The organism is Pseudomonas cichorii (genome assembly GCF_018343775.1).
Classification (GTDB): Bacteria; Pseudomonadota; Gammaproteobacteria; order Pseudomonadales; family Pseudomonadaceae; genus Aquipseudomonas; species Aquipseudomonas cichorii.
The window spans coordinates 1,170,127-1,196,158 of record NZ_CP074349.1 but is presented as its reverse complement, the minus strand read 5'-3'; the positions used below and the strand labels follow the sequence as shown (position 1 = coordinate 1,196,158).

Annotated in this window: 22 protein-coding genes; 8 read left to right on the top strand and 14 right to left on the bottom strand. The window is 58.6% G+C overall.

Annotated elements, in window-relative coordinates; translation table 11 throughout:
* Positions 1-125: 125 nt before the first annotated feature.
* A complete protein-coding gene (locus KGD89_RS05345) occupies positions 126-1,637 on the top strand; it encodes a sensor domain-containing diguanylate cyclase (RefSeq protein WP_025258779.1) in 1,512 nt (503 codons plus the stop codon).
* A gap of 56 nt (positions 1,638-1,693) precedes the next feature.
* On the opposite strand, the gene KGD89_RS05340 is transcribed toward KGD89_RS05345, so the two are convergent.
* Positions 1,694-2,164, bottom strand: a complete 471-nt coding sequence (locus tag KGD89_RS05340; RefSeq protein WP_025258778.1) for a PA2169 family four-helix-bundle protein — start codon at positions 2,162-2,164, stop codon at positions 1,694-1,696.
* Between the two features lie 219 nt (positions 2,165-2,383).
* On the opposite strand from KGD89_RS05340, the gene KGD89_RS05335 reads away from it, so the two are divergent.
* Positions 2,384-2,617: a DUF3820 family protein gene (locus tag KGD89_RS05335; RefSeq protein WP_025258777.1), complete on the top strand. Its 234-nt coding sequence runs from the start codon at positions 2,384-2,386 to the stop codon at positions 2,615-2,617.
* 146 nt (positions 2,618-2,763) lie between these two features.
* Here KGD89_RS05335 and KGD89_RS05330 read toward each other — a convergent pair whose 3' ends face one another.
* From KGD89_RS05330 to zwf, 3 genes are read right to left on the bottom strand one after another with little or no spacing between them, the layout of a single operon-like run.
* A complete protein-coding gene (locus KGD89_RS05330) occupies positions 2,764-3,438 on the bottom strand; it encodes a bifunctional 4-hydroxy-2-oxoglutarate aldolase/2-dehydro-3-deoxy-phosphogluconate aldolase (RefSeq protein ID WP_025258776.1) in 675 nt (224 codons plus the stop codon).
* Positions 3,439-3,455: 17 nt separating this feature from the next.
* Positions 3,456-4,169 carry a 6-phosphogluconolactonase gene (pgl, locus tag KGD89_RS05325; RefSeq protein WP_025258775.1) on the bottom strand — a complete coding sequence of 238 codons (714 nt, stop codon included), beginning with the start codon at positions 4,167-4,169 and terminating at the stop codon, positions 3,456-3,458.
* Positions 4,156-5,625, bottom strand: a complete 1,470-nt coding sequence (gene zwf / locus KGD89_RS05320) for a glucose-6-phosphate dehydrogenase (RefSeq protein WP_025258774.1) — start codon at positions 5,623-5,625, stop codon at positions 4,156-4,158. Before zwf ends, pgl begins: the two co-directional genes overlap by 14 nt.
* A 206-nt stretch (positions 5,626-5,831) precedes the next feature.
* Between zwf and KGD89_RS05315 the strand changes: the two genes are divergently transcribed.
* Positions 5,832-6,698, top strand: a complete 867-nt coding sequence (locus KGD89_RS05315) for a MurR/RpiR family transcriptional regulator (protein WP_025258773.1) — start codon at positions 5,832-5,834, stop codon at positions 6,696-6,698.
* A gap of 123 nt (positions 6,699-6,821) precedes the next feature.
* Here KGD89_RS05315 and KGD89_RS05310 read toward each other — a convergent pair whose 3' ends face one another.
* From KGD89_RS05310 to KGD89_RS05285, 6 genes are all read right to left on the bottom strand, one after another.
* The gene (locus tag KGD89_RS05310; RefSeq protein ID WP_038400209.1) at positions 6,822-7,673 is read right to left on the bottom strand and encodes a D-hexose-6-phosphate mutarotase; all 852 of its coding nucleotides are present in this window, start codon (positions 7,671-7,673) and stop codon (positions 6,822-6,824) included.
* A gap of 120 nt (positions 7,674-7,793) precedes the next feature.
* Entirely contained in the window at positions 7,794-9,152 is a 1,359-nt protein-coding gene (locus KGD89_RS05305; protein ID WP_025258771.1) for a carbohydrate porin, read from the bottom strand.
* Positions 9,153-9,271: 119 nt separating this feature from the next.
* Positions 9,272-10,429: an ABC transporter ATP-binding protein gene (locus KGD89_RS05300; RefSeq protein WP_025258770.1), complete on the bottom strand. Its 1,158-nt coding sequence runs from the start codon at positions 10,427-10,429 to the stop codon at positions 9,272-9,274.
* 2 nt (positions 10,430-10,431) lie between these two features.
* Positions 10,432-11,277, bottom strand: coding sequence for a carbohydrate ABC transporter permease (locus KGD89_RS05295; protein ID WP_025258769.1), 846 nt, complete (start codon positions 11,275-11,277; stop codon positions 10,432-10,434).
* The gene (locus tag KGD89_RS05290; RefSeq protein WP_025258768.1) at positions 11,270-12,178 is read right to left on the bottom strand and encodes a carbohydrate ABC transporter permease; all 909 of its coding nucleotides are present in this window, start codon (positions 12,176-12,178) and stop codon (positions 11,270-11,272) included. Before KGD89_RS05290 ends, KGD89_RS05295 begins: the two co-directional genes overlap by 8 nt.
* A 104-nt stretch (positions 12,179-12,282) precedes the next feature.
* On the bottom strand, positions 12,283-13,569 hold the full coding sequence (locus tag KGD89_RS05285) for an ABC transporter substrate-binding protein (RefSeq protein ID WP_025258767.1): 1,287 nt from the start codon (positions 13,567-13,569) through the stop codon (positions 12,283-12,285).
* Between the two features lie 409 nt (positions 13,570-13,978).
* Between KGD89_RS05285 and KGD89_RS05280 the strand changes: the two genes are divergently transcribed.
* Entirely contained in the window at positions 13,979-15,304 is a 1,326-nt protein-coding gene (locus tag KGD89_RS05280; RefSeq protein ID WP_025258766.1) for a delta-60 repeat domain-containing protein, read from the top strand.
* A 27-nt stretch (positions 15,305-15,331) separates the two neighbouring features.
* On the opposite strand, the gene KGD89_RS05275 is transcribed toward KGD89_RS05280, so the two are convergent.
* From KGD89_RS05275 to edd, 4 genes are all read right to left on the bottom strand, one after another.
* Complete coding sequence (locus tag KGD89_RS05275; RefSeq protein WP_122321847.1) at positions 15,332-16,795, bottom strand: ATP-binding protein; 1,464 nt, start codon at positions 16,793-16,795, stop codon at positions 15,332-15,334.
* The gene (locus tag KGD89_RS05270) at positions 16,785-17,522 is read right to left on the bottom strand and encodes a response regulator (RefSeq protein ID WP_025258764.1); all 738 of its coding nucleotides are present in this window, start codon (positions 17,520-17,522) and stop codon (positions 16,785-16,787) included. The genes KGD89_RS05275 and KGD89_RS05270 overlap by 11 nt, the downstream gene beginning before the upstream one ends.
* Positions 17,523-17,597: 75 nt before the next feature.
* Positions 17,598-18,563, bottom strand: coding sequence for a glucokinase (locus tag KGD89_RS05265; protein WP_025258763.1), 966 nt, complete (start codon positions 18,561-18,563; stop codon positions 17,598-17,600).
* Positions 18,560-20,386: a phosphogluconate dehydratase gene (gene edd / locus KGD89_RS05260; RefSeq protein ID WP_025258762.1), complete on the bottom strand. Its 1,827-nt coding sequence runs from the start codon at positions 20,384-20,386 to the stop codon at positions 18,560-18,562. The genes KGD89_RS05265 and edd overlap by 4 nt, the downstream gene beginning before the upstream one ends.
* Before the next feature lie 219 nt (positions 20,387-20,605).
* Here edd and gap point away from each other — a divergent pair, with 219 nt between their 5' ends.
* The 4 genes from gap (at position 20,606) to KGD89_RS05240 (ending at position 25,952) form a co-directional block, all read left to right on the top strand.
* Entirely contained in the window at positions 20,606-21,607 is a 1,002-nt protein-coding gene (gap, locus tag KGD89_RS05255) for a type I glyceraldehyde-3-phosphate dehydrogenase (protein WP_025258761.1), read from the top strand.
* A 95-nt stretch (positions 21,608-21,702) separates the two neighbouring features.
* The gene (locus tag KGD89_RS05250; RefSeq protein WP_025258760.1) at positions 21,703-22,221 is read left to right on the top strand and encodes an RNA polymerase sigma factor; all 519 of its coding nucleotides are present in this window, start codon (positions 21,703-21,705) and stop codon (positions 22,219-22,221) included.
* 130 nt (positions 22,222-22,351) lie between these two features.
* Positions 22,352-23,257 (top strand): FecR family protein, encoded by a 906-nt coding sequence (locus KGD89_RS05245; protein WP_025258759.1) that lies wholly within the window; start codon positions 22,352-22,354, stop codon positions 23,255-23,257.
* A 124-nt stretch (positions 23,258-23,381) separates the two neighbouring features.
* The gene (locus KGD89_RS05240) at positions 23,382-25,952 is read left to right on the top strand and encodes a TonB-dependent receptor (RefSeq protein ID WP_025258758.1); all 2,571 of its coding nucleotides are present in this window, start codon (positions 23,382-23,384) and stop codon (positions 25,950-25,952) included.
* Positions 25,953-26,032: the final 80 nt, after the last annotated feature.

Genomic DNA, 26,032 nt, shown 5'->3' with positions numbered 1-26,032 from the left:
TATTCTTATTCACTGTACTGCCCCCGAAAAACCCGTCCTTACTTGAATTAATTTATATATTTTCATAAAGAGCGTGATATATATCCCGGCCTTGACCGCCCTGTTTTGGACGTACAACGGCTGCGATGAATTCTCCTGCACCTCTGCAATCTGCAAACTACAAGTGGACACGCTCCGAGAAAGTGCTGATCGGCGGCAGCTCGTTGTCGATGCTTGCCATTCTGATCATTGTCGCGTTTCTGCTGGCTCGCGAGCGTGCCGATGCCACATCGTCGGCGGCCCGCACAGCCTCTAATATCGTTCAACTGATCAATGCCGATGTCCTGCGCAATGCCGAGCTGTATGACACTTCATTGCAAGGCATTCTCAAGTCGTGGAAGCGTCCAGACCTGATGGGTATTTCGGCAGAACTGCGGCAACTTGTCCTGTTTGATCGCTCCACAATAGCGCCGTTCAAGGGCGACATGGTGCTGTTGGATAACACCGGAAAGATTATTGCTGACTCTTTGTCGGTCACCCCGCGCAACGATAACTTTTCAGATCGCGCCTATTTCCAGAACCACCTGAAAAACCCGTCCCTGGGTCTGCACGTAAGCGGCCCGTTCAAGACACGCTCGGGCAATCCTGATTGGTGCATCAGCCTCAGCCGTCGCCTGTCTGGCCCCAATGGCGAATTTGAAGGCGTCGCCAGTGGCGTCATACGGCTGATTTACTTCAAGCAACTGTTCAAGAGCCAGGTGCTGGAAAAAGGCAGCAGCATCAGCCTGATCACGGCACAGGGCACCATGCTGGTCCGCTACCCCGATATCGAAGGCCAGGACCTGACGGGGAAGGATTACAGCGCCTCGGAAAACTTCAAGCGTATCGTGCAGGAAGGCACCGGCAGCTTCACCGCCATGTCATCCCAGCTCAATGCCATGCGCTTCTATACCTTTTCCCGTGTCGGCGATTTGCAACTGATTGTTGTGATCGGTCAGGCCGAGGAAGAGGTGTATGCGGTCTGGAGACGCAATGCCTGGCTGGTGGGCAGCGCCACTGGTGTGCTGTGCATCGGGATTGTCTGGCTGACCTTGCTGCTGTGCCGTGAGCTGCGCCGCCGCCACATGGCTGAAGACAAACTGGCCAGCCTCGCCGCGACCGATGGCCTGACCGGGCTGGCAAACCGGCGTCAGCTCGATGATGCGCTGGACATCGAATGGGCGCGAGCGCTGCGTTCCGGCAAGCCACTGTCGCTGCTGATGATCGACGTGGACCATTTCAAGGCCTTCAATGAACGCCATGGCCATCAAGGCGGAGATGAGGCACTGCGCAAGGTCGCCTACACCCTTTCACGCAATATCCGTCGCCCTGGCGATATAGCCGCCCGCTATGGTGGCGAGGAGTTTGTCGTGGTGCTGCCTGAAACCGATCTGCAGGGCGCGATGGTGTTGGCTGAGTCGATCCGACTGGCGGTCGAAGCCATTCCTCCGTTTACCGACGACACCCAGTCGATCACGGTCAGCATTGGTGTCGCCTCACAGATCGTCCAGCAGAACAGTAAGCTCGAAGCCCTGTTCGGGCTGGCAGACAAGGCGCTGTATCAGGCCAAGAACAATGGACGCAATCGAGTGGAGCAGAGGCTGTTCGCCCGGAGCTGAACGCAAAAAACGCCAGACTGGCTGGCGTTTTTCTTCAAGCTTACGGCAAACCGCTATCAGGAAGCGCGACGCACCTGATCACGCAAGGCCTTTACCTTATCGTGATTGCGCTGGGTGCCATCAAGCTGCTTGCGCACAAGGGCAACCACGTTGGTAGGCAAGGATTTCTCCTGAGCCTTTTGCAGGGCTTTCTTGTAGGCTTCCAGAGCATGGTCCTCGCCACGCTCCACTTCATTGAGAATGGCTTCATCGCTCTTGCCGGTCAGCGCAGACTTCAGGTCTACCCACACGCGATGCAGAGAGCCAGCAGCGCTGGAACTGGTTTCCGGCTTGCCACCGAGCGCCCGGACTTCAGCCTGCAACTCGCTGACGGCAACGCTGCACTCACTGGCACGGGTGGTGAAGAAGCTCTTGAGGACAGGGTTCTTCAGGTCTTCGGCGCTGGTTTCAAAGCCTTTCTGACCGTCTTTGCTGGTTTCGATCAGATCGTTGAGCAGGTCAATGGATTCTTTATTGACGTCGGTCATTTCAATATCCTTACTGGGCAGTGTGAAGAAAGTAATGTTGCTGACCTTAGTGATTGCAGAGCCCATGCCAGCTTCTTTTATTATTTTTTATAGATATTTTTCAATGACTTAGAAAAAACGACCAATACACAACCCGCTCTTTCTGCATGAACTGTCTTTTTGCCTGCATGCAGAATGCAGGCAAGTTCTCATTGGCATTACGTTACTGATGGCTTACACATGAACCCTGAAAAACTCAAACTGCTGGTCACTCGTGAAATGCCTTTCGGCAAATACAAGGGCCGACTGATTGCCGACCTGCCAGGCCATTACCTGAACTGGTTCGCTCGCGAAGGTTTCCCCCAAGGCGAGCTGGGTGGGCTGCTGGCCCTGATGCAGGAAATCGACCATAACGGCCTGAGCGCGCTGCTGGACCCGCTGCGCACAAGACCTCGCCAATCTCTTCGCGACTGAAGTTTCCTACCCGGACGCTGTAGCGAATGGACTCCGATAATGCAGGCAAAAAAAAGCGGCGCCCCGGACCAGGGGGCACCGCAAAACCATACAAACCCACAACAACTTCTTTGAAGGCCTCGCGCCGGATGCCCGAGGCCAAGTGTTCAGTCAAACAACGCAAGCGCCTCTGCCGTGGCTTCCTGAATGCGACCCCAGTCGCCATTCTTGACCCAGGCGTTGTCGATCATCCAGGTGCCGCCTACGCACATCACGTTAGGCTGCGCGATATAGCTCTTGAGGTTATCGGCATTCACACCGCCAGTCGGGCAGAAACGCACTTCGTTGAACGGGCCGCCCAAGGCCTTGATTGCCGCCACGCCGCCGCTGATCTCAGCCGGGAACAGCTTGAAGCGACGATACCCCAGGGCATAACCGATCATGATTTCCGAAGCGCTGCTGATGCCGGGCAGCATCGGCAGCGGACTATCGACCGCCGCTTGCAGCAGATCGTGAGTGCTGCCGGGGGTCACGATGAATTGCGAGCCGGCCGCTTCGGCATCGGCCAGCATCTTGCGATCCAGCACGGTGCCCGCGCCCACGCACAATTCGGGACGCTGCTCGCGCAGGATACGGATCGCGCTCAGGCCGAACGCCGAACGCAAGGTGATTTCCAGAGCCGTCAGGCCACCGGCCGCCAGGGCGTCTGCCAGCGGCAGGACATCCTCGTCGCGGGCAATGGTAATGACCGGCAGGATTCTGGCCTTGGCGCAGAGTTCGTCGATCTGGGCAATCTTGTTCGCCATGCTGTTTCGCGGCTGATTATTTTCGTTCGTTGTCATGGCGACGGATCCTTTGCTTATGGGCACCAGTAAATCTCAAGTGTTGAGTTGAGGAAGGCACGGACCGGCAGTTGAGCGATATCGTCGCCCGCCAGCGCCGTGCGCAATGTGTCGAGCTTTGCCTGGCCGGACACGGAAAGAATCGGATGACGCGCCGAAGCCAGCAGACGGCGAGTCAGGGTCAGGCGCTGATGAGGCACGCTGGGGGCCAGCATCGGCAGGCAGCGGCGCTCGTCATTCAGGTCCAGCGCCTGGGCAAGATTCGGGCTGCCGGGGAACAGGGACGCGGTGTGCCCGTCGTCGCCCATCCCGAGGATCAGCACATCGATGGCAGGCAGTTGCGCCAGAATCTCATCGGCTGCCAGAGCCGCTTCTTCCAGGCTCGCGGCCGGGGTGTACAGGCCAATGAACTTCGCCTCGGCCACCGGGCCTTGCAGCAAGTGGCGCTGCAACAGGCCAGCATTGCTGTCGGCATGCTCGACAGGAACCCAGCGCTCGTCAGCCAGGCTGATGACCACTTGGGACCAGTCCACAGGCTGCTCAGCCAGGCTCTGGAAAAACGCCACCGGGCTGCGCCCACCAGACACCACCAGGGTCGCCACGCCATTGGCGGCGATGGCAGCGTTCAGGCGCTCGGCCACATTGCCAGCCAGCGCACCGGCCAGCTGCTGCGGGTTATCGAATTCGCGTGCCACCAGCCCTGCTGGCAGCTCAAGATCACATATCGCCATACCACGACCTCCCGTCACGAGTAATCAGAGCAATGGAGCTCATGGGGCCCCAGGAACCGGCGGCGTAAGGCTTGGGCGCATCGCCTGCCTTCTTCCAGCCGGCGATCAACTGATCGCACCACTGCCACGCGTACTCGATTTCATCTTTGCGAACAAACAGGTTCTGATTGCCGCGCATCACTTCCAGCAACAACCGCTCATAGGCATCCGGGACCCGGGCGCTGCGGTAGGTGTCGGAAAAATTCAATTGCAACGGGCCGCTGCGCAACTGCATGCCTTTATCCAGCCCCTGATCCTTGGTCATCACTTGCAGGGAAATGCCTTCGTCGGGCTGCAAGCGGATAATCAGGCGGTTGCTGATCTGCAAACGCTGTTCAGGTGCGAAGATGTAGTGCGGCGGCTCTTTGAAGTGGATCACGATCTGCGACAGCTTCTGCGGCATACGCTTGCCGGTACGCAGATAGAACGGCGTGCCCGACCAGCGCCAGTTGCGGATGTCGGCGCGCAGGGCCACGAAGGTTTCGGTGTCGCTCTGGGTATTGGAGTTTTCTTCCTCCAAATAGCCGGGCACCGACTTGCCTTCGCTGTAACCGGCGGTGTACTGGCCACGCACCACCTGGGTCGCCAGACGCTCGGGAGTGAAAGGCGCCAGTGCCTTGAGCACCTTGACCTTCTCGTCACGAATACTGTCGGCCGACAGGTCGCTGGGCGGGTCCATGGCGATCAGGCAGAGCAGTTGCAGCAAATGGTTCTGAATCATGTCACGCAGTTGGCCGGCCTGATCGAAATAGCCCCAGCGGCCTTCGATGCCCACCTTCTCGGCCACGGTGATTTCCACGTGGGAAATGTGATTCTGGTTCCACTGGGTCTCGAACAGGCTGTTGGCGAAGCGCAGGGCAATGAGGTTCTGCACCGTGTCCTTGCCCAGATAGTGGTCGATCCGGTAGACGCGGTTTTCCGGGAAGAACTGCGCCACGGCGTCATTGACCCGTCGCGAGGACGCCAGGTCATGGCCAATGGGCTTTTCCAGCACCGCGCGGGTGCGATCGGCCAGACCGGCCGATGCCAGGTTCTCGCAGATGGCGCCATAGACCGACGCAGGTGTGGCGAAGTAGGCGATCAGCGTTTCGGCATCGCCGACACGCTCGGCAAGGGCCACATAATCCTCTGCCTTGAGGAAGTCCACGTGCAGATAGCTCAGGCGTGCCTTGAAACGTTCAACGTTGTCCGCTTCCAGTTCAGCTTCGGGAATGAAGCGACGCATGGATTTTTCGATGTACGCCAGATGCGACTGCTCGGTGCCAGGCTCGCGCGCCAGGGCAAGAATCCGGGTGTCGTCATGCAGCAATCCGGCGCGGTCGAGTTGGTAAAGAGCCGGGAACAGCTTGCGCACCGCCAGGTCGCCCAAGGCGCCAAACAAGGCAAAAGTGCACGGTTCAACCGTAATCGAGGGCATAATGTTGGTTCTTTTATCAAGTTAGGCTACAAATACCTTTTTTAAAGGCGTTACTCAAGGCCATATGTAGTAATAACCACAACATTTTGTCTAAAACCATATTCCAGTGGTGATCGACACAGGCCACCAGTACGATAGGCCACCTTTGCTACAGGCTAAAGAGCTAATACAAAACCGTTGGTAATCAGCCGCGACAAGGACTTGAAATGGACCGCGCAAAAAATCTCCTGGAGCAGATCCAGGTCCGGCTCGAAGAGCTGAACAAGGCTGAACGCAAGGTCGCCGAGGTGATCCTGCTCAACCCGCAGATGGCCACGCGGCTCAGCATCGCGGCCCTCGCCCAGGCGGCGAAAGTCAGCGAGCCGACGGTCAATCGCTTTTGCCGTTCGTTCAACGTCAGCGGTTACCCCGAGCTGAAACTGCAACTGGCACAAAGCCTGGCCAGCGGTGCGGCCTATGTCAGCCGGGCAGTGGAAGCCGACGACAATCCCGAGGCCTACACCCAGAAGATTTTCGGCAGCGCCATCGCGTCACTGGACAGCGCCTGCCAGCAACTGGACCCGACCCTGATCAGCAAGTCGGTGGACATGCTCATCCAGGCCCGCCAGATCCACTTCTTCGGCCTGGGTGCATCGGCACCCGTGGCGCTGGATGCCCAGCACAAGTTCTTCCGCTTCAACCTGGCAGTTACCGCCCATGCGGACGTGCTGATGCAGCGCATGATCGCCTCGGTGGCGCATACCGGTGAGTTGTTCGTGATCATTTCCTACACCGGACGCACCCGTGAGCTGGTGGAAGTGGCACGCATTGCACGGGCCAACGGTGCCTCGGTACTGGGTCTCACTGCTGCGGGCTCTCCCCTGGCCAAGGCCAGCACCGTGAGCCTGAATATTCCGCTGCCTGAAGACACCGACATCTACATGCCGATGACGTCCCGGATCATCCAGCTGACCGTCCTCGACGTACTGGCCACGGGCATGACATTGCGCCGCGGCGTGGACTTCCAGCCACACCTGCGCAAGATCAAGGAAAGCCTGAATGACAGCCGGTATCCGGCGGAAGATCAGGGCTGATCGCCCCCCAACCGGCAGGGGCGAATTTATTCGCGAGAGGCCCATGCATCCGAAGAAACTGTATCGCCTTCAATGACGTCTCGCGGATAAATCCGCTCCTGCGCGCAAGGAACGAATTCGATCCTATGCCAGACAGGCCTGCAACCTGATCTGCGCCTGCTCGCCCGGCTCCAGGCTTCCGTGTTCACTCTCACATGAAGTCGCTTCAACACGGACAAAGCCGCTGGCTTCGCTGCCACAGACACCCAATAGCGGCCTGCTGCCGGGATGCCAGACCACCGTGCTCGGGCTGTCGCTGGTGTCGATGTGCAAACGCCGTTTCCAGGCGCTGTCCTGAAGCTGCAAGGCGCCGGTATGCTCGAAGACCCGCTGGCAGCCTCCAGCAACCCGCAGCTCGCCTTCCTGCTGGCAGACCTGCCGACTGAGCTTGTCGTAGCCCTGCGCGCCATCCAGCCCCTCCAGCGCGACGCCCGCCACATCGCTGATACGCCAATAAGCATGCAGCCCATGACTGAAATGGCAGGGCTCGCTGTCTTCGTGCCGGGTGCTCAGGCGCAGTTCCATGCCCTGCCCCAGTTCGGCATGCAGATCCACCTGCCAGTCCCAGAGCTGCAACTGCCAGTGCAGGGTCACGCCTGCCTCGCTCTCAGCGCTGTCGATCAGCTTCCAGTTCAGAAGACGCGCCCAGCCATGGGCAGGCCAGCCGCTTTCACTGGGATGACGGCCATACCAAGGCCAGCAGACCGGCACGCCACCACGAATGGCGCCGACCTGCGGCCATTGCGCAGCACACCAGAGCCAGGGTTTCTGACCCCGAGGCTGGAAATGCAATAACTGCCCGCCCTGACGACTGAACACGGCCTGGCACTGGGGATGATCGATCACCAGCACATCCCGCAACTGGTAGCGATCCCACTCGAAGGTCGGCCTGACGCGTCGGGAGGTGAAAAAGCGTTGTAAAGGGTGCTCGTGCATCTGCGCGTTAGTGAGGGACATCGCCAACCGCACCTCTGAAAATAAAGGTATTCATGACCATAAAAAAACGGGCAGCCAGGCTGCCCGTAAAGCACACACGACCTTGAGCGGTTTGTGAAATCAGAACTTAGACTGAATTTTCAGGCCCGCAACAATGGCATCGTCAACCTGGCTAACGCCGCCAGGATGCTTGATGTATTGCAGGTTAGGACGCACGGTCAGCCAGTTGGTGACATGGAAGCCGTAGTAGATTTCCGAGTTGTACTCGGTGTCCTGTACCGGCAGGTAGCCCGGATTGTCGTAGTCGTTGATGCCGTTAAGCTGGTTTTGCAGACGGACACGGTCCTGTACATCGTCGTTGACGTGGATACGGGCGATACCGATACCGATGTCATCCTTTGGACGCGAATCGAACGGACCTTTGTAGGTCAGGCCGATCTGCTGGTAGTTGTCGACGAAGTTGGTTTCCTTGTCATGCACAGTGGCGTTGGCAAAGATGCTCAGACCACGAGACGAATCGCCGTTGTGAGCCGTCAACTGCTGCTGAGCCACGATCCACCAGCCATGCTTGCTGCTGTGAGACTTGAACGCACCGCCAGAGATCGGCTGAGCCTGACCGTCGGCACCTTCATAAACGTCGTCGGCACTTGGCGTGCTCTTGTAGAAACCGACACGGTATTCGCCGGGCAGCGAGTTGACGGTCGGGGTCCAGACCAGTTCGACCGGCAGGATCATGCCCTTGGTGCCGCTACCGCTAAGCTTGAATCCGTTGCCGGTTTCGAGGTTGGACGGGTTCTGCTCGTACACACCGACCTGAGCATAGACCTCAGGCGTGATGTTGTATTTGATGCGCAAGGCCCACTGGCTGATTGGCCAGTTGTACCAGGTGTTGACGTAGTTACCCACCTGCGAGCCGCAGAACGACAGGTTCTGGAAGTCGCACGGGAAGGAGTTGAAGTCTTCGCCTGGTCCGAACCGGCCAGCCTTGACGTCCAGGGCGCCATCGAAATACTTCTGTTTGATCCACATTTGCGTCAGACGCCAGGTCTGGCCACGGCCCCAGACTTCCTGAGAGGAACTGAGCGTGCCCGCACGAGGATCGCCGATCCGGTCATTGGAGATGTTGCGACCACTACGCTCGGTAATGGCCAGCTTGAATTCTGCATCCTGCCAGCCAAAGGCTTTCTGCAGGTCGACTTTCAAGCCGAAAGCGAACTGGTCACTGTAACGACCGGTGGTGTCGTCGTTAAAGCCACCCTTGAGGTTACTGGCCATCTCGGAAACGTATTCCAGAGAGAAGTCATACCCCTTGTCGAGCAACTCGGTGCGTGTGCCACCCCAGTCGCCCGTCATCCACGGTGAGTTGGCGTCGAACGCATCGGCAGCATGTACGCTGCCCGCCAGACTCATCGCACCCACAACTGACAGTTTGCGTACCAATTGGAACCGGGAAAGCGATTTAGCCTTGATCTTCTTCATCCCATCAATCCTCGTTTTATTGTTATTAGCTTTGGTGCACGTTTTACTTACTGCTTCGTGTTCACTGGCGGGTCATGCGGTATGGCAGCGCTCGACCCGACAGCTGTGCTCGGTAACGCTTAACGGATCATTTGCGTGACATTGCCCACGCGCTCAGCCGTTTGCTGCTTTCCCAGGACACCCAGGCGCTCGCCGCTCTGTGCATCGAAAAGCAGGACCTTGGCCGGGTCGAATTGCAGGGTCAGGCTTTCACTCACCTGAGGCGCGACGTCTGGCGCCAGACGGCAGCAGACCTTGCTCTGATTGAGCGTGACGAAAACCAGGGTATCCGGACCAGTCGGCTCGGTGACCTGCACCTCGGCGCGAATGGTCGGCAGACCGTTGGGCTCGCCCGATGCAAGCGTGATCTGCTCCGGACGAATCCCAAGGATCACTTCGCGATCTTCCAGCCCGGCATCGCTCAAGCCCAGCGGCAGCTCGCAACGGGCCTGACCGCTGTCGAGCACGGCCAGCAGACGGCCTTCCTTGCGTTGCAGACGCAACGGAATGAAGTTCATCGGCGGCGACCCGATAAAGCTGGCGACGAACAGGTTGGCCGGATCGTTGTAGATCTGCTTGGGCGTACCGAACTGCTGCACGATCCCGTCCTTCATGACCGCCACCTTGTCGCCCAGGGTCATGGCCTCGATCTGGTCGTGGGTGACATAGACAGTGGTGGTTTTCAGACGCTGGTGCATCAGTTTCATTTCGGTGCGCATCTCGACCCGCAGCTTGGCGTCGAGGTTGGAGAGCGGTTCATCGAACAGGTAGATCTTCGGACGCCGCGCCAGAGCACGTCCCATGGCGACCCGTTGCTGCTGACCACCGGACAACTGGCCCGGCTTGCGATTGAGCAGGTGTTCGATCTGCAACAGCTTGGCAACCCGGCTCACCTCTTCGTCGATGGCAGCCTGGGGCATCTTGCGGATTTTCAGACCGAACTCGATGTTCTCCCGCACGTTCATGGTCGGATAGAGCGCGTAGGACTGGAACACCATCGCGATGTCACGATCCTTCGGGCTGGTGCCGCTGACGTCTTCGTCGTCGATCAGGATCGCGCCGCCACTGATGCTCTCAAGGCCCGCAATGCAGTTCATCAGCGTCGACTTGCCACAGCCGGACGGGCCTACCAGGATCAGGAACTCGCCATCATTGATCTTCAGCTCGATGTTCTTGAGCGTGTCCGGCAGGTTGGCGCCGTAGGTCTTGTTTACGTTACGTAGTTCGAGAGTCGCCATGATTACCCCTTGACCGCGCCGGCCGTAAGCCCGCGCAGGAAATACTTGCCAGCCAGTACGTAGACCAGCAGTGTCGGCAGCCCGGCAATCATCGCCGCCGCCATGTCAACGTTGTATTCCTTGGCCCCGGTGCTGGTGTTGACCAGATTGTTCAGCGCCACGGTAACGGGCTGGGATTCGCCACTGGAAAACACCACGCCAAACAGGAAGTCATTCCAGATCTGGGTAAACTGCCAGATCAGGCAGACCATGATGATGGGCGTGGACATCGGCAGGATGATCCGCCAGAAAATCGTGAAGAAGCCCGCACCGTCAAGACGTGCCGCCCTGACCAGCGCATCCGGAATACTGACGTAGTAGTTGCGAAAGAACAGCGTGGTGAATGCCAGCCCGTAGACCACATGCACGAACACCAGGCCTGTAGTGGTGCTGGCCAGCCCCATTTTGCCGAGGGTGAAGGACGCTGGCAGCAGGACCGTCTGGAACGGCAGGAAGCAGCCGAACAGCAACAGGCCGAAGAACAGTTGCGAACCGCGAAAGCGCCACATCGACAGCACATAGCCGTTCAACGCACCAATAGCTGTGGAGATGATCACTGCCGGGATGGTGATCTTGATCGAGTTCCAGAAGTAGCCATCGACGATATCCCAAGCCTTGATCCAGCCGATAGCCGTGACCACGCTTGGCCAGCTCAGCAGGTTACCGCTGCCGATATCTTCAGGTGCCTTGAAGCTGGTCAGGAGCATGACCACCAAGGGCACCAGATACAGAAGACATGCCAGCAGCAGCACGGCATGAATCAGAATCCGACTGAAGCTGATGGAAGGTTTGCCAATATGACTAGTCATGGCGTTTTGTCCTCAGCTCGGAATACAGGTACGGCACCAGAATCGCCAGGATCGCGCCGAGCATCAGAATCGCACTGGCCGAGCCCATGCCCATCTGGCCACGACTGAAGGTAAAGGAGTACATGAACATCGCTGGCAGGTCGGACGAATAACCGGGACCGCCGGCCGTCATCGCCGCCACCAGGTCGAAGCTCTTGATGGCGATGTGCGCCAGAATCATCACGGCACTGAAGAACACCGGACGCAGGCTGGGCAATATCACGCGCCAGTAGATGAGCGGCAGGCTCGCGCCATCCATCTGTGCGGCGCGGATGATCGATTGATCGACACCCCGCAGGCCCGCCAGAAACAGCGCCATCACAAACCCGGAAGACTGCCAGACCGCCGCGATGACCAGGCAATACACAACGCGGTCCGGATCGACCAGCCAGTCCAGGCGAAAGCCTTCCCAGCCCCAGTCGCGCAGCATCTTGTCCAGGCCAAGGCCCGGGTTGAGCAGCCATTTCCAGGCCGTACCGGTGACGATCATCGACAGCGCCATCGGGTAGAGATAAATGGTGCGAATCGCCCCTTCACGACGAATGCGCTGGTCCAGCAACACCGCCAGCACCACACCGACCACCAGACTGATAGCGATGAACATGCCACCGAACACCAGCAGGTTCTTGCTTGCCACCCACCAGCGGTCGTTGTCCATCAGGCGCATGTATTGCGCCAGCCCGACCCATTTGTAGGTCGGCAGGAACGTCGAGTTGGTGAACGAGAGCACAAAGGTCCACAGGATGTAACCGTAAAAACCAACCAGCACGATGAACATGCTGGGTGCCAGTACCAACTTGGGCAACCAGCGTTGCAGCGCATCCAGAGGCGAGGCTTTGCTGAACACAGCGACAGAGCTCATCGGGAATATCCAATCCGGAATATCGAATCCAGGCCGCAGGCGTGTGTGAAACCGGGGTACGGTTTCATCAGCACGAACTGCGGCTGGGGTTCAGGTAACGATCATTACTGGGCGGACATGATTGCAGCGCCCAGCTTTTTGGCAGTAGCCGCAGGGTCGGCATCTTTATCGTTGATGTAGTTGGTCACGACATCGAAGAATGCACCTTGTACCGCCAGCGTAGTCGCCATGTTGTGGGCCATGCTTGGCTGCAGACCGCCGGTTTTCGAGTCAGCCAGGAAATCTTTTGCAGCAGCCTGGGCGCAGGAGTCGAAACCGTGCTTTTCCATATTGGCCAGCATGTCGTTACGAACCGGGATGGAGCCTTTGTTGATACTGAAGACCTGCTGGAAGTTTTCACCCAGCGCGACCTTGGCCAGATCCTGTTGAGCAGCGGTGGTGCCCTTGTCTTTCTGCTTGAACACGGCCAGCGAGTCGATGTTGTAGGTGAACGCCTTGGCAGTGCCAGGGAAGGCTACGCACTCGTAATCCTTGCCTGCGATTTTCTTGGCGGCGGTCCACTCGCTCTTGGCCCAGTCGCCCATGATTTGCATGCCGGCCTTGCCGTTGATGACATCAGCCGCCGCGATATTCCAGTCACGACCGGCACGGTTGGCATCCATGTAAGTGGCGACTTTCTTGAGTTCGGCGAATGACTTGGCCATTTCCGGGCCGGTCAGGGCTTTCTGGTCAAGATCGACGAGGGCCTTCTGATAGCCTTCTGCGCCCATGACCGAGAGGACTACAGCCTCGAATACGGTGCTGTCCTGCCATGGCTGACCACCGTGGGCCAGCGCAATGAAACCGGCTGCCTTGAGCTTGTCACCTGCTGCGTAGAACTCTTCAAGAGTGGTCGGTGCCTTGTCGATACCGACTTTCTTGAAGACTTGCGGGTTGATCCACAGCCAGTTGACGCGATGGATGTTCACCGGCACGGCAACGTATTCGTTCTCGAATTTCACGGTGTCGGAGATTTTCTTGTCCAGAAGAGAATCCCACTTCTCTTCCTTGGCAACGTCCTTCAACGCATCGTTATCGAGCAGGCCGGTGGCACCCCATTCCTGGATGTCCGGGCCTTTGATCTGAGCAACGCCAGGCGGGTTACCCGCAACTGCACGGCTCTTGAGTACGGTCATGGCTGTCGCGCCACCACCGCCGGCAATTGCGCCGTCCTTCCAGGTAAAACCGTCTTTCTCAACCTGCGCTTTCAGAACATCGACAGCGGCCTTTTCGCCACCGGACGTCCACCAGTGCACGACTTCGATAGTGCCTTTGGAATCGGCAGCAGTAACGCTCAGAGGGAACAACGAGGCGAGGGAAATGACAACAGCGAGACGTGAGAGTGAATTCATCGATTTGACCTTTCTTGTTGTTATGCATGAGCAAGTCTGTGCTTGCGCTCAAAGCAGTTTAACCAAGGGTTTTTCGAGCACGGTAACGAAGGGACGCGCAAAAGTCACAAGATGGTTACATTTACTCCCTCCCTGCAGGACAGTCATGCCCGACTCAAGGCAGGTTAGTACATTATTCAAAAACCGGTCATCACCGAAAACTCAACCACAACGACATCATTGACTTTATACCCTCACTCAGATTACGTGAAACTCTCTACTTCATAGTGCAAATGAATATAACGTGAACCTATTGCAGCGCCTTTGATTACCTAGAATTAAAAAGGCAGGACGCCTTTCAGCACGCCCCACTTCCGTTCTTCTTAAAAACAGGAAGGGACGTGTATTTTCATTTATAAGGAATACGACAATGAACAACACCCCTGTTTCGCCCAGGTCCGGTGAAATTGATCCGGGCTTTCAACCCATCTTCATTCCCAACCCGATAGAAGGCCAGAGAAATTTTTCTGTCGATACCTTGCTCAGGCTGGCCGATGGTTCTTTTATTGCCGGCTGCCAGGATGAAGTTTATAGCCAGCCTCCCTGCCTGGTCAGAATAAAACCTGATAACAGCCTGGATACAACCTTCGGTCAGAATGGCTATGCCTTTGTTAATGTACGCAGCGCCCCTCTGGCCGAGAACGACGGTTATCTGCTGAATGTGGATCTATTGCCAGATGGCCGGTACCTGACCCGGCTGGATACCACAATAACGATCAAGGGCCAGCGAGTCAGTAGCCTGGTACTGGCCTGTTTTACAGCGGATGGCCAGAAAGATCCGGCCTTTGGCAACAATGGGCTGCGCCTGTATCCACTCCCCGGCAACACAGGGCAATGGCCGGCGCCATTGCGCGCACTTGCCAGCCGCATTCCCCAGACAAAGTCCCTGCGATTCCCCGATGAACAATACGGTGACCTCAAGGTATTGAGCGATGGAAAACTGCTCGTCCTCACCACAGTAAGAGACATGGTTGAATATGTTCATCGCACTTATGTCCTGAGGCTCACCCCGGACGGAGAACTGGACCCGACATTCAATACCGATGGCTTGATGGAGCCCGAAAGTTATATGTGGTTCAAGCCTTATCGTTTAGTCGTGCAAGACAATGGCAGGATTGTCATCGGCGGCGAACATCCAGGTGTTCCCTTTATTGCCAGGTTTCATGAAAACGGGGCCCTCGATACCACATTCGCCTCAGATGGATATTTTACAGACTTTGGCAATTACGCTTATTCGCGCTGGAATACGCTGATACCGGACGCTGACGGCAATATTGTCTGCGCCGGAAACAGAGGCAGTATAAACATCGCTCGCGGCAGAGGTGTTCTGGCCATTTGCAAGATCGACATGAATGGTCAACGTATTCCCGAGTTCAATCAGGGAGCAACCGTACTGATCGAGTCAAGAGAACCCGACAATGCCGTCCCCGTCAACTTCACGGCCATTGTCGACAGTTCCGGGCGGATTGTTCTGGGCGGTCGGCACATAAACTCGGTGGCCGAAATGAAAGGCTTCATGGCCCGCCTGCTCGAAGACGGGCAGCCAGACACCCGAGTGGGAGCAGACGGGGTGATTTATTACGAAGAGGTGGTCGATAGCTTGAATTACATAATCGAAGATCCGGACAGCGGCGCCTACTGCGCCAGTATCACACCGTTTTTGTCATCCCATCTCATTTATCGATTCGTCAGTTGAAAACAGGCATGCCGTTGAAAATCTGCCTCAATCCACTGACCGAGGCAAAAACAGTGTCACCCGCAATCCGCCCTCACGCAGGTTCTGCAGGCTGACTTCGCCTCCATGGCTGTGGGCGATATTGCGGGCGATGCCCAGGCCGAGGCCGTAGCCCTGTTGCTGGCTGCCGGCCAGACGAAAATGCGGCTCGAAGACATGTTCGAGCCGCTTTTCCGGCACGCCCGGCCCTTCGTCATCCACGTGCAGGACGAACGCCAGGTCGTTGTCTTCAACTTTCAGATGCGCCCGGTACCCGTATTTGATGGCGTTATCGATCAGGTTGCCGATGCACCGCTTGAGCGCCAGCGGCTTGCCGGGGTAAGCCGCTTCTGCCACGCCCTTCTGGGTGACACGCCCGTCTCGCAGGTAAGGCTCGATCAGGCACTCGAGCAAGTGATTGAGATCCACCTGCTCGATATTCTCGTGAATGTCGGTGTCCTTCACGCATTGCAATGCGCCCTTGACCAGCAGCTCAAGCTCATCGAGATCGCGGCTGAACTTGGTCTGCAATTTCTCGTCTTCCAGCAGTTCAACCCGCAACCGCAAGCGGGTAATGGGCGTACGCAGGTCATGGGAAATGGCACTGAACAACTGGCCGCGCTCGGTCAGGTAACGGCTGATCCGGTTGCGCATGGCGTTGAAGGCCCGGCTGACTTCCACCACTTCGCTGCCACCGCCTTCGACCACCGGCTCGACGTCAGCGCCCAGGGACATGTCCCGCGCCGCACGCGCCAGACGCTTGAGGGGTCGGCTTTGCCAATGCACCAGCAGACCGATGAAGACCAGCAGGAAAATACTGGTCAGGGCAATGAACCAGACCTGCTGCAAGGGCAGTTCCTGTTCTTCCAGCGAGGTATAGGGTTCAGGCAGCAGCGAGGCGATATACAGCCACTCGCCGGGGGCCAGTTCAATCTGGGTCACCAGCACGGGTGGGTCCAGCGGTTCCAGGGTCAGGGCGTAATGCGCCCATGAACGAGGCAGCTCATCGAGCTTCAGGCCGCTGTTGAAAATCCGCAGGTCATCGGGGCGCACGAACCACACGGCGATATCGGGATCGTTGCCCAGGTGTTGGCGCAATACTTCATCGACGACCTGCAACACCGCCTGCTTGCGAGGCGTTGGCGGCAATATCTGCATGTCCAGCGGACGGTCATTGAGCGATACGACAAAGCGCGTACCGCCCATGCTACGCAATTGATCCAGCACCAGCGGGCGATAGGCCAGAGGCAACGAGCGAAAGTAGCTGACACTGGCCGCCATGGAATACGCCAGGCTGCGGGCGCTGGTCACCAGGCCGACCATTTGCGTGGCACGCAACTGGGAAAGCCAGATGACGCTGGACAAGGCCTGAGCCATCAAGACCGCCAGCAACGTCAGCAACAGCATCCGCCCCAGCAGTGAACGCGGCAGCCTTGGGCGTCGCAACTTCAAGAGGGTCGTTTCAGTAGCCATTGCTGGCGTGCACACTGACATTCGTCGCCAGAAGGTAACCACTGCCGCGCACGGTGCGTATCAGACGCGGCGCCTTGCCGGTATCGCGCAGACGCTGACGAAGACGGCTGACGGCCATGTCGACAATACGCTCCAGCGGCATCAGCTCACGTCCGCGCGTGGCGTTGCCGATGGTGTCGCGGTCCAGGATCTGTTGGGGATTATCGAGGAACAGCTTGAGCAACGCGAAGTCCGCACCGGAGAGGATCACTTCCTCGCCATCGTTATGGAACAGCCGATGGCTGACCATATCCAGACGCCACTCATCGAACACCATCACGTCGTTGCCGGAACGCTCATGGCCGAACTGCGCACGACGCAGCAAGGCCTTGATGCGGGCCTGCAACTCACGAGGGCTGAAAGGTTTACCCAGGTAATCGTCAGCCCCCAGCTCCAGACCGATGATACGGTCGGCCTCGTCGGAACTGGCGGTGAGCATGATGATAGGTACATGAGGCTGGCGCGGATGCTGACGCACCCAGCGGCACAGGCTGAAGCCGTCTTCATCGGGCAGCATGACGTCGAGGATCAGCAGGTCGCTGGGAGCCTCGTTGAACGCCTGACGAAAATCCGCGCCGTCTCCCACCGTACGCACCTGAAAACCGGCGCGGCTGAGGTAGGTATCCAGCAATTCACGGATTTCCTGGTCATCATCGACCAACAGAATCGATTTACTGACTGAGCTCAAATTGAATCGTCCTTGTTGACAGTGACGTTGTTTTTATTGAGTTGCCATCCGTGACATACAGCGCGGAAAAGCGGATCAGAGATCCTTTCCAAACGCCTGTTGCAATGCGACACCTGCCCCCATCAAACCCGGGTATTCGGCAGTGACCAGCCAGACCGGCAGGCCCTTGAAGTAATCGCTCATCACGCCTTTTTCAGCGAGTGCGCGCTTGAAGCCGCTGTTGCTGAAGAAGTCGACGAAGCGTGGCACCACGCCACCCACGATATATACCCCACCCAGGCCACCCAGCGTGAGGACGTTATTGCCCACCACCCGGCCCAGAAACACACAGAACTGATCCAGAACCCCGGCCGCCACCGGATCACCCGACAGCGCCGCCGAGGTAATGGCCGCAGGCGACTTGTGTACCGGCTCGATATCGTCCAGCGCACAACTGACCTGATACAACTGCAACAGGCCTGCGCCGCTCAGTACCGTCTCGGCACTGACATGCTCGTGCTCGGCCATCAGCCGCGTCCACAACAGGGCTTCACGGGCCGTACCGATCGGCAGATCCACATGACCGCCCTCGCCGGGCAAGGCCATCCAGCGGCCTTCGCCGGTGCTGATCAGAGTCCCGACTCCAAGCCCGGTTCCCGGCCCGACCACCACGCGCGGGCGATCCGGCTTGCCGATGCCGTGGCAGATGGTCAGGTATTCATCGTCACGCAGGCGGGTCATGCCCAGGGCCATGGCCGTGAAGTCGTTGATCAGCAATAGCTCATCGACCTTCAGGTTGGCGCAGAACGTCGAGCGGCTCAGTTGCCAGTTGCTGTTGGTGAAATAGAACTCATCGCCGTCCACCGGACCGGCTACGGCCAGACAGACGAAGCCGATATCACCGCGTTGCAGATCGAGGTCCTGCAGATAGATCTCGATGGCTTGTTCCGGCCCGGCATAATCGGCAGTGGGGAATACCCGGATCGAATGCAGCTTGTCGTCTTCCCAAATGGCAAAACGTGCATTGGTGCCGCCAATATCACCGACCAGAGCCAATTTCACTTGAGCGTCTCCAGATTTGAAGTAAAGGCGCTGGCACCCTGCTCCGCCGAGCTGAAGGCCATGCGCATGAAGCCGAACAGTTCACGGCCACAGCCGACACCATTGTCGAGCTGACCGACTGCCGGTTGTCTGGCTCCCAATTCTGACGCTTCGACCAGAACTTGCAACGTGCCTTTTACGCCATCGACGCGAATCACATCACCATCCTGCACAAGAGCCAAAGGGCCACCATCAAAGGCTTCCGGGCAGACATGAATTGCCGCCGGGATCTTGCCCGAGGCGCCGGACATGCGACCGTCAGTCACCAGGGCAACCTTGAAACCGCGATCCTGAAGCACGCCCAGGAACGGCGTCATCTTGTGCAGCTCAGGCATGCCGTTGGAGCGCGGCCCCTGGAAGCGCATCACCGCCACGAAATCCCGCTCCAGTTCGCCGGCCTTGAAGGCGTCGGCCAGATCCTGCTGATCCTGGAAAACCCTGGCCGGAGCTTCGACAATCTGATGCTCGGGCGCCACGGCGGAGACTTTCATCACGCCGCGTCCCAGATTGCCTTCCATGACCCGCAGACCGCCTTCAGGGGAAAACGGACGCGCCACAGGGCGCAGAATGCTTTCGTCCAGGCTCTGCAGTGGACCTTCGCGCCAGACCAGCTTGCCATCCTCAAGGAAAGGCTCCTGGGTGTAGCGGCTCAGGCCACGACCTGCCACGGTGTTGACGTCTTCATGGAGCAGACCGGCCGCCAGCAATTCGCGAATCAGGAACGACATGCCGCCCGCAGCCTGGAAGTGGTTGATGTCAGCCTTGCCGTTGGGGTAGACGTGGCTCAGGGTCGGCACGACTTCCGACAGGTCGGCCATGTCCTGCCAGGTCAACTGGATACCGGCAGCCTGTGCAATGGCCGGCATGTGCAGGGTGTGGTTGGTGGAACCACCCGTGGCGTGCAGGGCCACGATGGAGTTGACCAGCACCCGCTCATCGACGATTTCGCCGATAGGCATGAACTCGCCACTCTGTTTGGTCAGGCGGGTGACCTGCCGGGCGGCTTCGACGGTCAGCGCATCGCGCAGCGGAGTGCCCGGGTTGACGAACGACGCGCCCGGCAGGTGCAGGCCCATGACTTCCATCAGCAACTGGTTGGTATTGGCGGTGCCGTAGAACGTGCAGGTGCCGGGGCCGTGGTAGGACTTCATTTCCGAGTCCAGCAGTTGTTCGCGGGTCGCCTTGCCTTCGGCGTAGCGCTGGCGCACATCGGCCTTTTCCTTGTTGGAAATACCGGAAACCATCGGCCCGCCGGGTACGAAGATGGTCGGCAAATGGCCAAAACGCAGCGCCCCCATCATCAGGCCCGGCACGATCTTGTCGCAGATGCCCAGCATCAATGCCGCATCGAACATGTTGTGGGACAGCGCCACCGCTGTGGACATGGCGATCACTTCACGGCTGGCGATGGCCAGTTCCATGCCCGGCTCGCCCTGGGTCACGCCATCGCACATGGCTGGCACGCCGCCCGCGAACTGACCGACCGAACCAATGTCACGCAACGCCTGCTTGATCTGGGCAGGAAAGACTTCGTACGGTTGATGCGCCGAGAGCATGTCGTTATATGAAGAAACAATTGCGACGTTGGCGGCGTTCATCATGCGCAGGTTCTGCTTGTCCTCGGTGCCGCACCCGGCCACACCGTGGGCAAAGTTGGCGCACTGCAGCTTGCCGCGCATCGGGCCGTCGCTCGCTGCACCGCGAATCAGTTGAAGGTAGCGCTGACGGGTTTCGCGACTGCGAGCGATGAGACGCTCGGTTACCTCAAGAATGCGGGGATGCATGTGATGAACTCCAGGCTAACGTCTATGGTCACCCGTAAAGACCATGCCAGCTATCGGGATGCTGCGCCAAGGCGCAAAAAACCTGATCTCGATCAACTGAAGCAGCCTTTCAGGCTTGTAGTTGTAGATAAAACAAAATATTGCCACTAAAAATGCTTGTTTTCTATTTTTATGAGAATAATCTTGTAATTCCAACAACAATTCTTGAAGGACGACTGTATGACTATTCGCATTGCAATCAACGGTTTTGGCCGGATCGGCCGTAACGTCCTACGCGCACTCTATACCCAAGGTTACCGGCAAGACCTGCAGGTCGTCGCTATCAACGATCTGGGCAATAGCGAGATGAACGCTCATCTGCTGCGTTTCGACACAGTTCACGGCCCGTTCGCCGGCACCGTCGAATGCGACAGCGAAAGCCTGACAGTCAATGGTGACCGTATCGCTGTCAGCGCCATCCGCAACCCTGCCGAGTTGCCATGGAAAGCCCAGAACATCGATGTCGTCTTTGAATGCACCGGTCTGTTCACCGACCGCGAAAAAGCCGCCGCGCACATCACCGCCGGGGCCAGGAAAGTGATTATTTCGGCTCCTGCCAAAGGCGCGGACGCCACCATCGTATACGGCGTCAACCACGATACCCTGCGTCAATCGCATCAGATTATCTCCAGCGCTTCGTGCACCACCAACTGCCTGGCACCGGTCGCTCAGGTGCTGCATCGCGAGCTGGGCATCGAAAGCGGCCTGATGACCACCATTCACGCCTACACCAATGACCAGAACCTGATCGATGTGTATCACACCGATCCGTACCGCGCCCGTTCGGCCACTCAATCGATGATCCCGAGCAAGACCGGCGCAGCCGAGGCGGTGGGTCTGGTGCTGCCGGAACTGGCGGGCAAGCTCACCGGCATGGCCGTGCGGGTACCGGTGATCAACGTTTCCCTGGTGGACCTGACCGTCAATATCAAGCGTGAAACCACCGCCGACGAAGTCAACGCACTGCTAAAGGAAGCCAGCCAGCACTCCAGGATTCTGGGCTACAACACCCTGCCGCTGGTTTCTCACGACTTCAACCATAACCCGCTGTCGTCGATCTTCGACGCCAACCACACCAAGGTCAGCGGCAAGCTGCTCAAGGTACTGGCCTGGTACGACAACGAGTGGGCGTTCTCCAACCGCATGCTCGACAACTGCCTGGCGCTGCACAACGCGCAGTAACAGCCGAGTATTAAGAAAAATACAGAAAGCCGACTTGACCGAATATGTGGATGATAAGCATTATCATCCACTGATTTTCCCGGTCAGGTATTTCTGTGTCGCAATCGCACTTCAATGACGTGTTTGTCGCTCAACGCGAGGTGCTGTTGCGAACCTTGCAAGGCATGGTGGGCAATCACAGCACCGCCGAAGACCTGCTGCAGGAAACCTGGCTGCGGGTCACCCGCGCCCTGACCGAACGCCCGATAGATCACCTGGAACCCTTCGTCTACCAGACCGCCCGCAACCTGGCGCTGGACCATTTGCGCTCGCGTCGCATTCATGGCCGCACTCTGGTCGAAGATGCCCCCGCCGAGCAGGTCGAAAGTGTCATCGCGCAACTCAGCACGCCCGAAGATGCTACTCACGCCAAGCGCCTGCTTGAAAGCCTCAGTGCCACTGTGGGTAAACTCAGCCCGCGCCAACAGAAAATATTCACGTTGAGCCGCCTTAACGGATGCAGCTATCTGGAGATCGCCGAACAACTGGACATCTCTGCAAGCACCGTACAAAAAGAACTGAAACTGATCATGGCGATCTGTGTGGGAGTCGTGGCAAGACTCGACCTGGCTTGACCGGGCCTGGACGCTGCCGCAGTCTGCTACCCCGCACTGATGCAAACAGATCGAACCGAAGTAGCCGAGGAACACCGTGAAAACAGAACGCCCGCAGTCGCTTGCCCAGGATGTACTGAGTGACAGCGCAATGGATCAAGCCCTGACCTGGCTGATCGAACTGGAAGGCGCAGACCCTGGGCAGCAGGAGCGTTTCGAGGCCTGGCTGCTGGCCGACCCAGCCCATGCCAAAGCCTTCGAGAAGGCACAGGCCATCTGGAACTCGCAAACGGTGCAACACGCGGCAGCGACCTTACAGTCACCGCGCAAGCCTTCGGCATGGCAGCGGGTCCGGCCACACTGGAAGCCTGTGGCGATGGCCGCCGTTCTGCTGTTGGGGCTGCTCAACTTCAGCAACCTGCCGCTGCGCATCCAGGCCGATCACCTGACCGTGGTTGGCGAACGCCAGCGCCTAGAACTGGCCGATGGCTCGAAAGTCCTGCTCAACACCGATTCGGCCTTTTCCAGCCACCTGGACGACGGCCAGCGTGTGGCACACCTTTATCGAGGAGAAGCCTATTTCAACGTGGCCCTCGACCCGAACGTGCCGATGGAAATCGAAGCCGGCCCGATCCGCATGAGCGCCAACAGCACCGAGTTTTCGGTGCGTTACCTCGATGGCGAGGCACGGGTTCAGGTCCAGCGTGGCGCAGTGGACGTCAGCGCCATACGCGGCGACTCCAGAGTCAGTCTCGGTGCGGGCGACAGCGTGCGTGTCGGCCCATCGGGCTTTGGCCATCGGGAAAGGCTCGACCCGGCCAAGGACCTGGCCTGGGTCCAGGGTCGACTGATCTTCGATAACAGCCCGCTCGGTGAAGTGCTTGCAGAACTGCGGCGCTACTACCCCGGCTGGATCATCAACACCAATCCGGCACTGGATCGCATCACCGTGACCGGCAACTACAAGCTGGATAATCCCCTGAACGTGGTGCGTTCACTGGCGCACATCACCTCGGCCAACGTGCGTGAATTGCCCGCCGTTGTACTCATCAACTGATCGACAAAACTTTTTTTACGCGCTCGTCCTCCCTCGTTCGTCTAGTCATAGCCGATGCAACTGATTCGTATTAACAATCAGAAGCACAACACTATAACCAGCAGTACGTCAGGGAGCGCCACAGATGTCATCCTCGTTCACTCACACGCGCAAGCGATTCGCACTTTCGCTGCTGACCGTGGCGGTTTTCAGCGCCGGCATGCAGGCGATGCCCGCCATTGCCGCGACCGAAAACGCTCCACAGGCACGAGCTGCCGGTACTTACACGTTCTCGATTACCCGACAACCGCTGGTTTCTGCGCTCAATGAGTTCAGCCGCGTCACCGGCTGGCAGGTCGGCATGTCGTCGGACCTGGCGCAAAATGTCGTCTCCCCTGGCGCCAATGGCAACCTGCAGCCCGCTCAGGCACTGGAGCGCCTGCTGTCGGGTAGTCAACTGAGCTATCGCAATCTGGGTGACAACAACATCGTGCTGGAAAAGCGCGTCTCCGGTGTCATCGCTCTTGAACAGACCACCGTCAGCGCCACACGTCAGGAGCAGGACATCGCCTCGGTTCCCAACACCGTCAGCGTGCACACCCGCGCCGAACTGGACCGCCAGAACGTCAATGACATTCGCGATCTGGTACGCAACGAACCGGGTGTTTCGGTGGGCGGCGCAGGCCAGCGTGGCGGCACCACCGGCTACAACATTCGAGGCATCGACGGAAACCGGGTGCTGACCCAGGTCGATGGCGTCGAGGTGCCGGACAGTTTCTTCACCGGTCCCTTCGCCCAGACCCGCCGCAATTATGTGGACCCGGAAATCGTCAAGCGCGTCGAAATCCTGCGCGGCCCAGCCTCGGCGCTGTACGGCAGCAGCGCCATCGGTGGTGTGGTCAGTTACTACACCCTGGACCCGGAAGACATCATCAAACCCGGCAAAGACGTCGGGGCGCGCCTGAAAACCGGCTACAGCTCGGCAGATGAAAGCTGGCTGACCTCGGGCACCGTCGCCGGTCGCCAGGGTGATTTCGACGCGCTGCTGCACCTGAGCCAGCGCGAAGGTCATGAAACCGAATCCTACGGCAGTACCAGCGGCACCGGCCTGACCCGTACCGAAGCCAACCCGGAAGACCAGCGCGCAAAGAATGTGCTGGCCAAGCTAGGCTGGAACTACGCCAACGACTCGCGCCTGGCGCTGACCTACGAAAAGTACAAGGATGATCGCGACACCAACCAGCTCAGCGCGGTCGGCGGGCCGTTCGGCAACGGCGTCGGGGTTGGCATGTACCGCGGTCGCTCCACCAACGACACCATCACCCGCGAGCGCTTTGGCATCGAACACACTTTCGCCCTCGACAGCCTGCTGGCCGACCAAGCCAAATGGAGTCTGAACTACCAGAACGCCAAGACCGAGCAGAACACCGAGGAACGCTACTTCCCGTTCAGCCGCGACCTGTTGCGCACTCGCGACACGCTCTATCAGGAAAAACAGTGGATCTTCGATGCTCAGTTCGACAAGGCCTTCGCGATTGCCGATACCCATCATGAACTGACTTACGGCACCACGCTCAAGCAACAGAAAGTCAGCGGTCTGCGGACCGGCAGTGCCATCTGTGCGCGGGTGCTCGGTGCCTGTACCGTGGCCGGAGCCACCAGCCCCGTGGCCAGCGACAACCCGGTGCCGACCAGTGACTTCCCGGACCCGACCATCACCAGCTATGCGCTGTTCGCCCAGGACCAGATCAGCTGGAACGACTGGACCTTCATGCCTGGCCTGCGTTACGACTACACCCGCCTGAAGCCGAAGATGACCGAGGAATTCCTCAATTCCGAAGGCCTGGACGATCCAAGCGGCGGCAATAACAAGGACCGGACCTGGGACCGGGTATCGCCCAAATTCGGCGTGACCTATGCCCTGAGCGACGAATACACCTGGTACGGCCAGTACGCCGAAGGTTTCCGCACACCGTCGGCCAAGGCCTTGTACGGCAGCTTCGAAAACACCACGACCGGTTATGTGGTCGAGCCCAACCCGAACCTGGAGCCGGAAAAGAGCAAGAGCTATGAAACCGGACTGCGTGGCCGCTTCGAGTCCGGTTCGTTCGATGTCGCCGTGTTCTATAACAAGTACCGCGACTTCATCAACGAAGACGGTCTGGCTGCCGGTTACGATGAACTTACCTTCCAGTCCTACAACATCAAGCACGCCACCATCAAAGGTGCCGAGATCAAGGGCCGCCTGAATCTGGACAGCTTCGGCGCGCCGCAAGGCCTCTACACCCAGGGCTCGATTGCCTACGCCCAGGGCCGCAACAACGACACGGGCGAACCGCTCAACAGCGTCAACCCACTGACCGGCGTTTTCGGCCTGGGCTACGAGCAGGGCAACTACGGAGGCCTGCTGAACTGGACACTGGTCAAACGCAAGAACCGTGTGGATGACAGCGAATTCCATGAGCCGGACGGTTCGACCTCACAGTTCCGCACACCGGGCTTCGGCATTCTGGATCTGAGCGGCTATTACAAGGTCACGAACGACGTCACCGTCAATGCCGGCCTCTACAACCTGACCGACAAGAAATACTGGCTCTGGGATGACGTTCGCGGCTACGACGGTGTCGGTGAAGCAGGTGCTACCGCGCCGGCCAACCTGGATCGCCTGACCCAGCCGGGCCGCAACTTCAGCGTCAATCTGGTCTGGGACATCTGATTCCAGCCACCACCAGCCTTGTGAAAAACACGCCATCGAGCCTGATCGGCGGCGTGTTTTTTTTACGCTTTGGGGGCTGG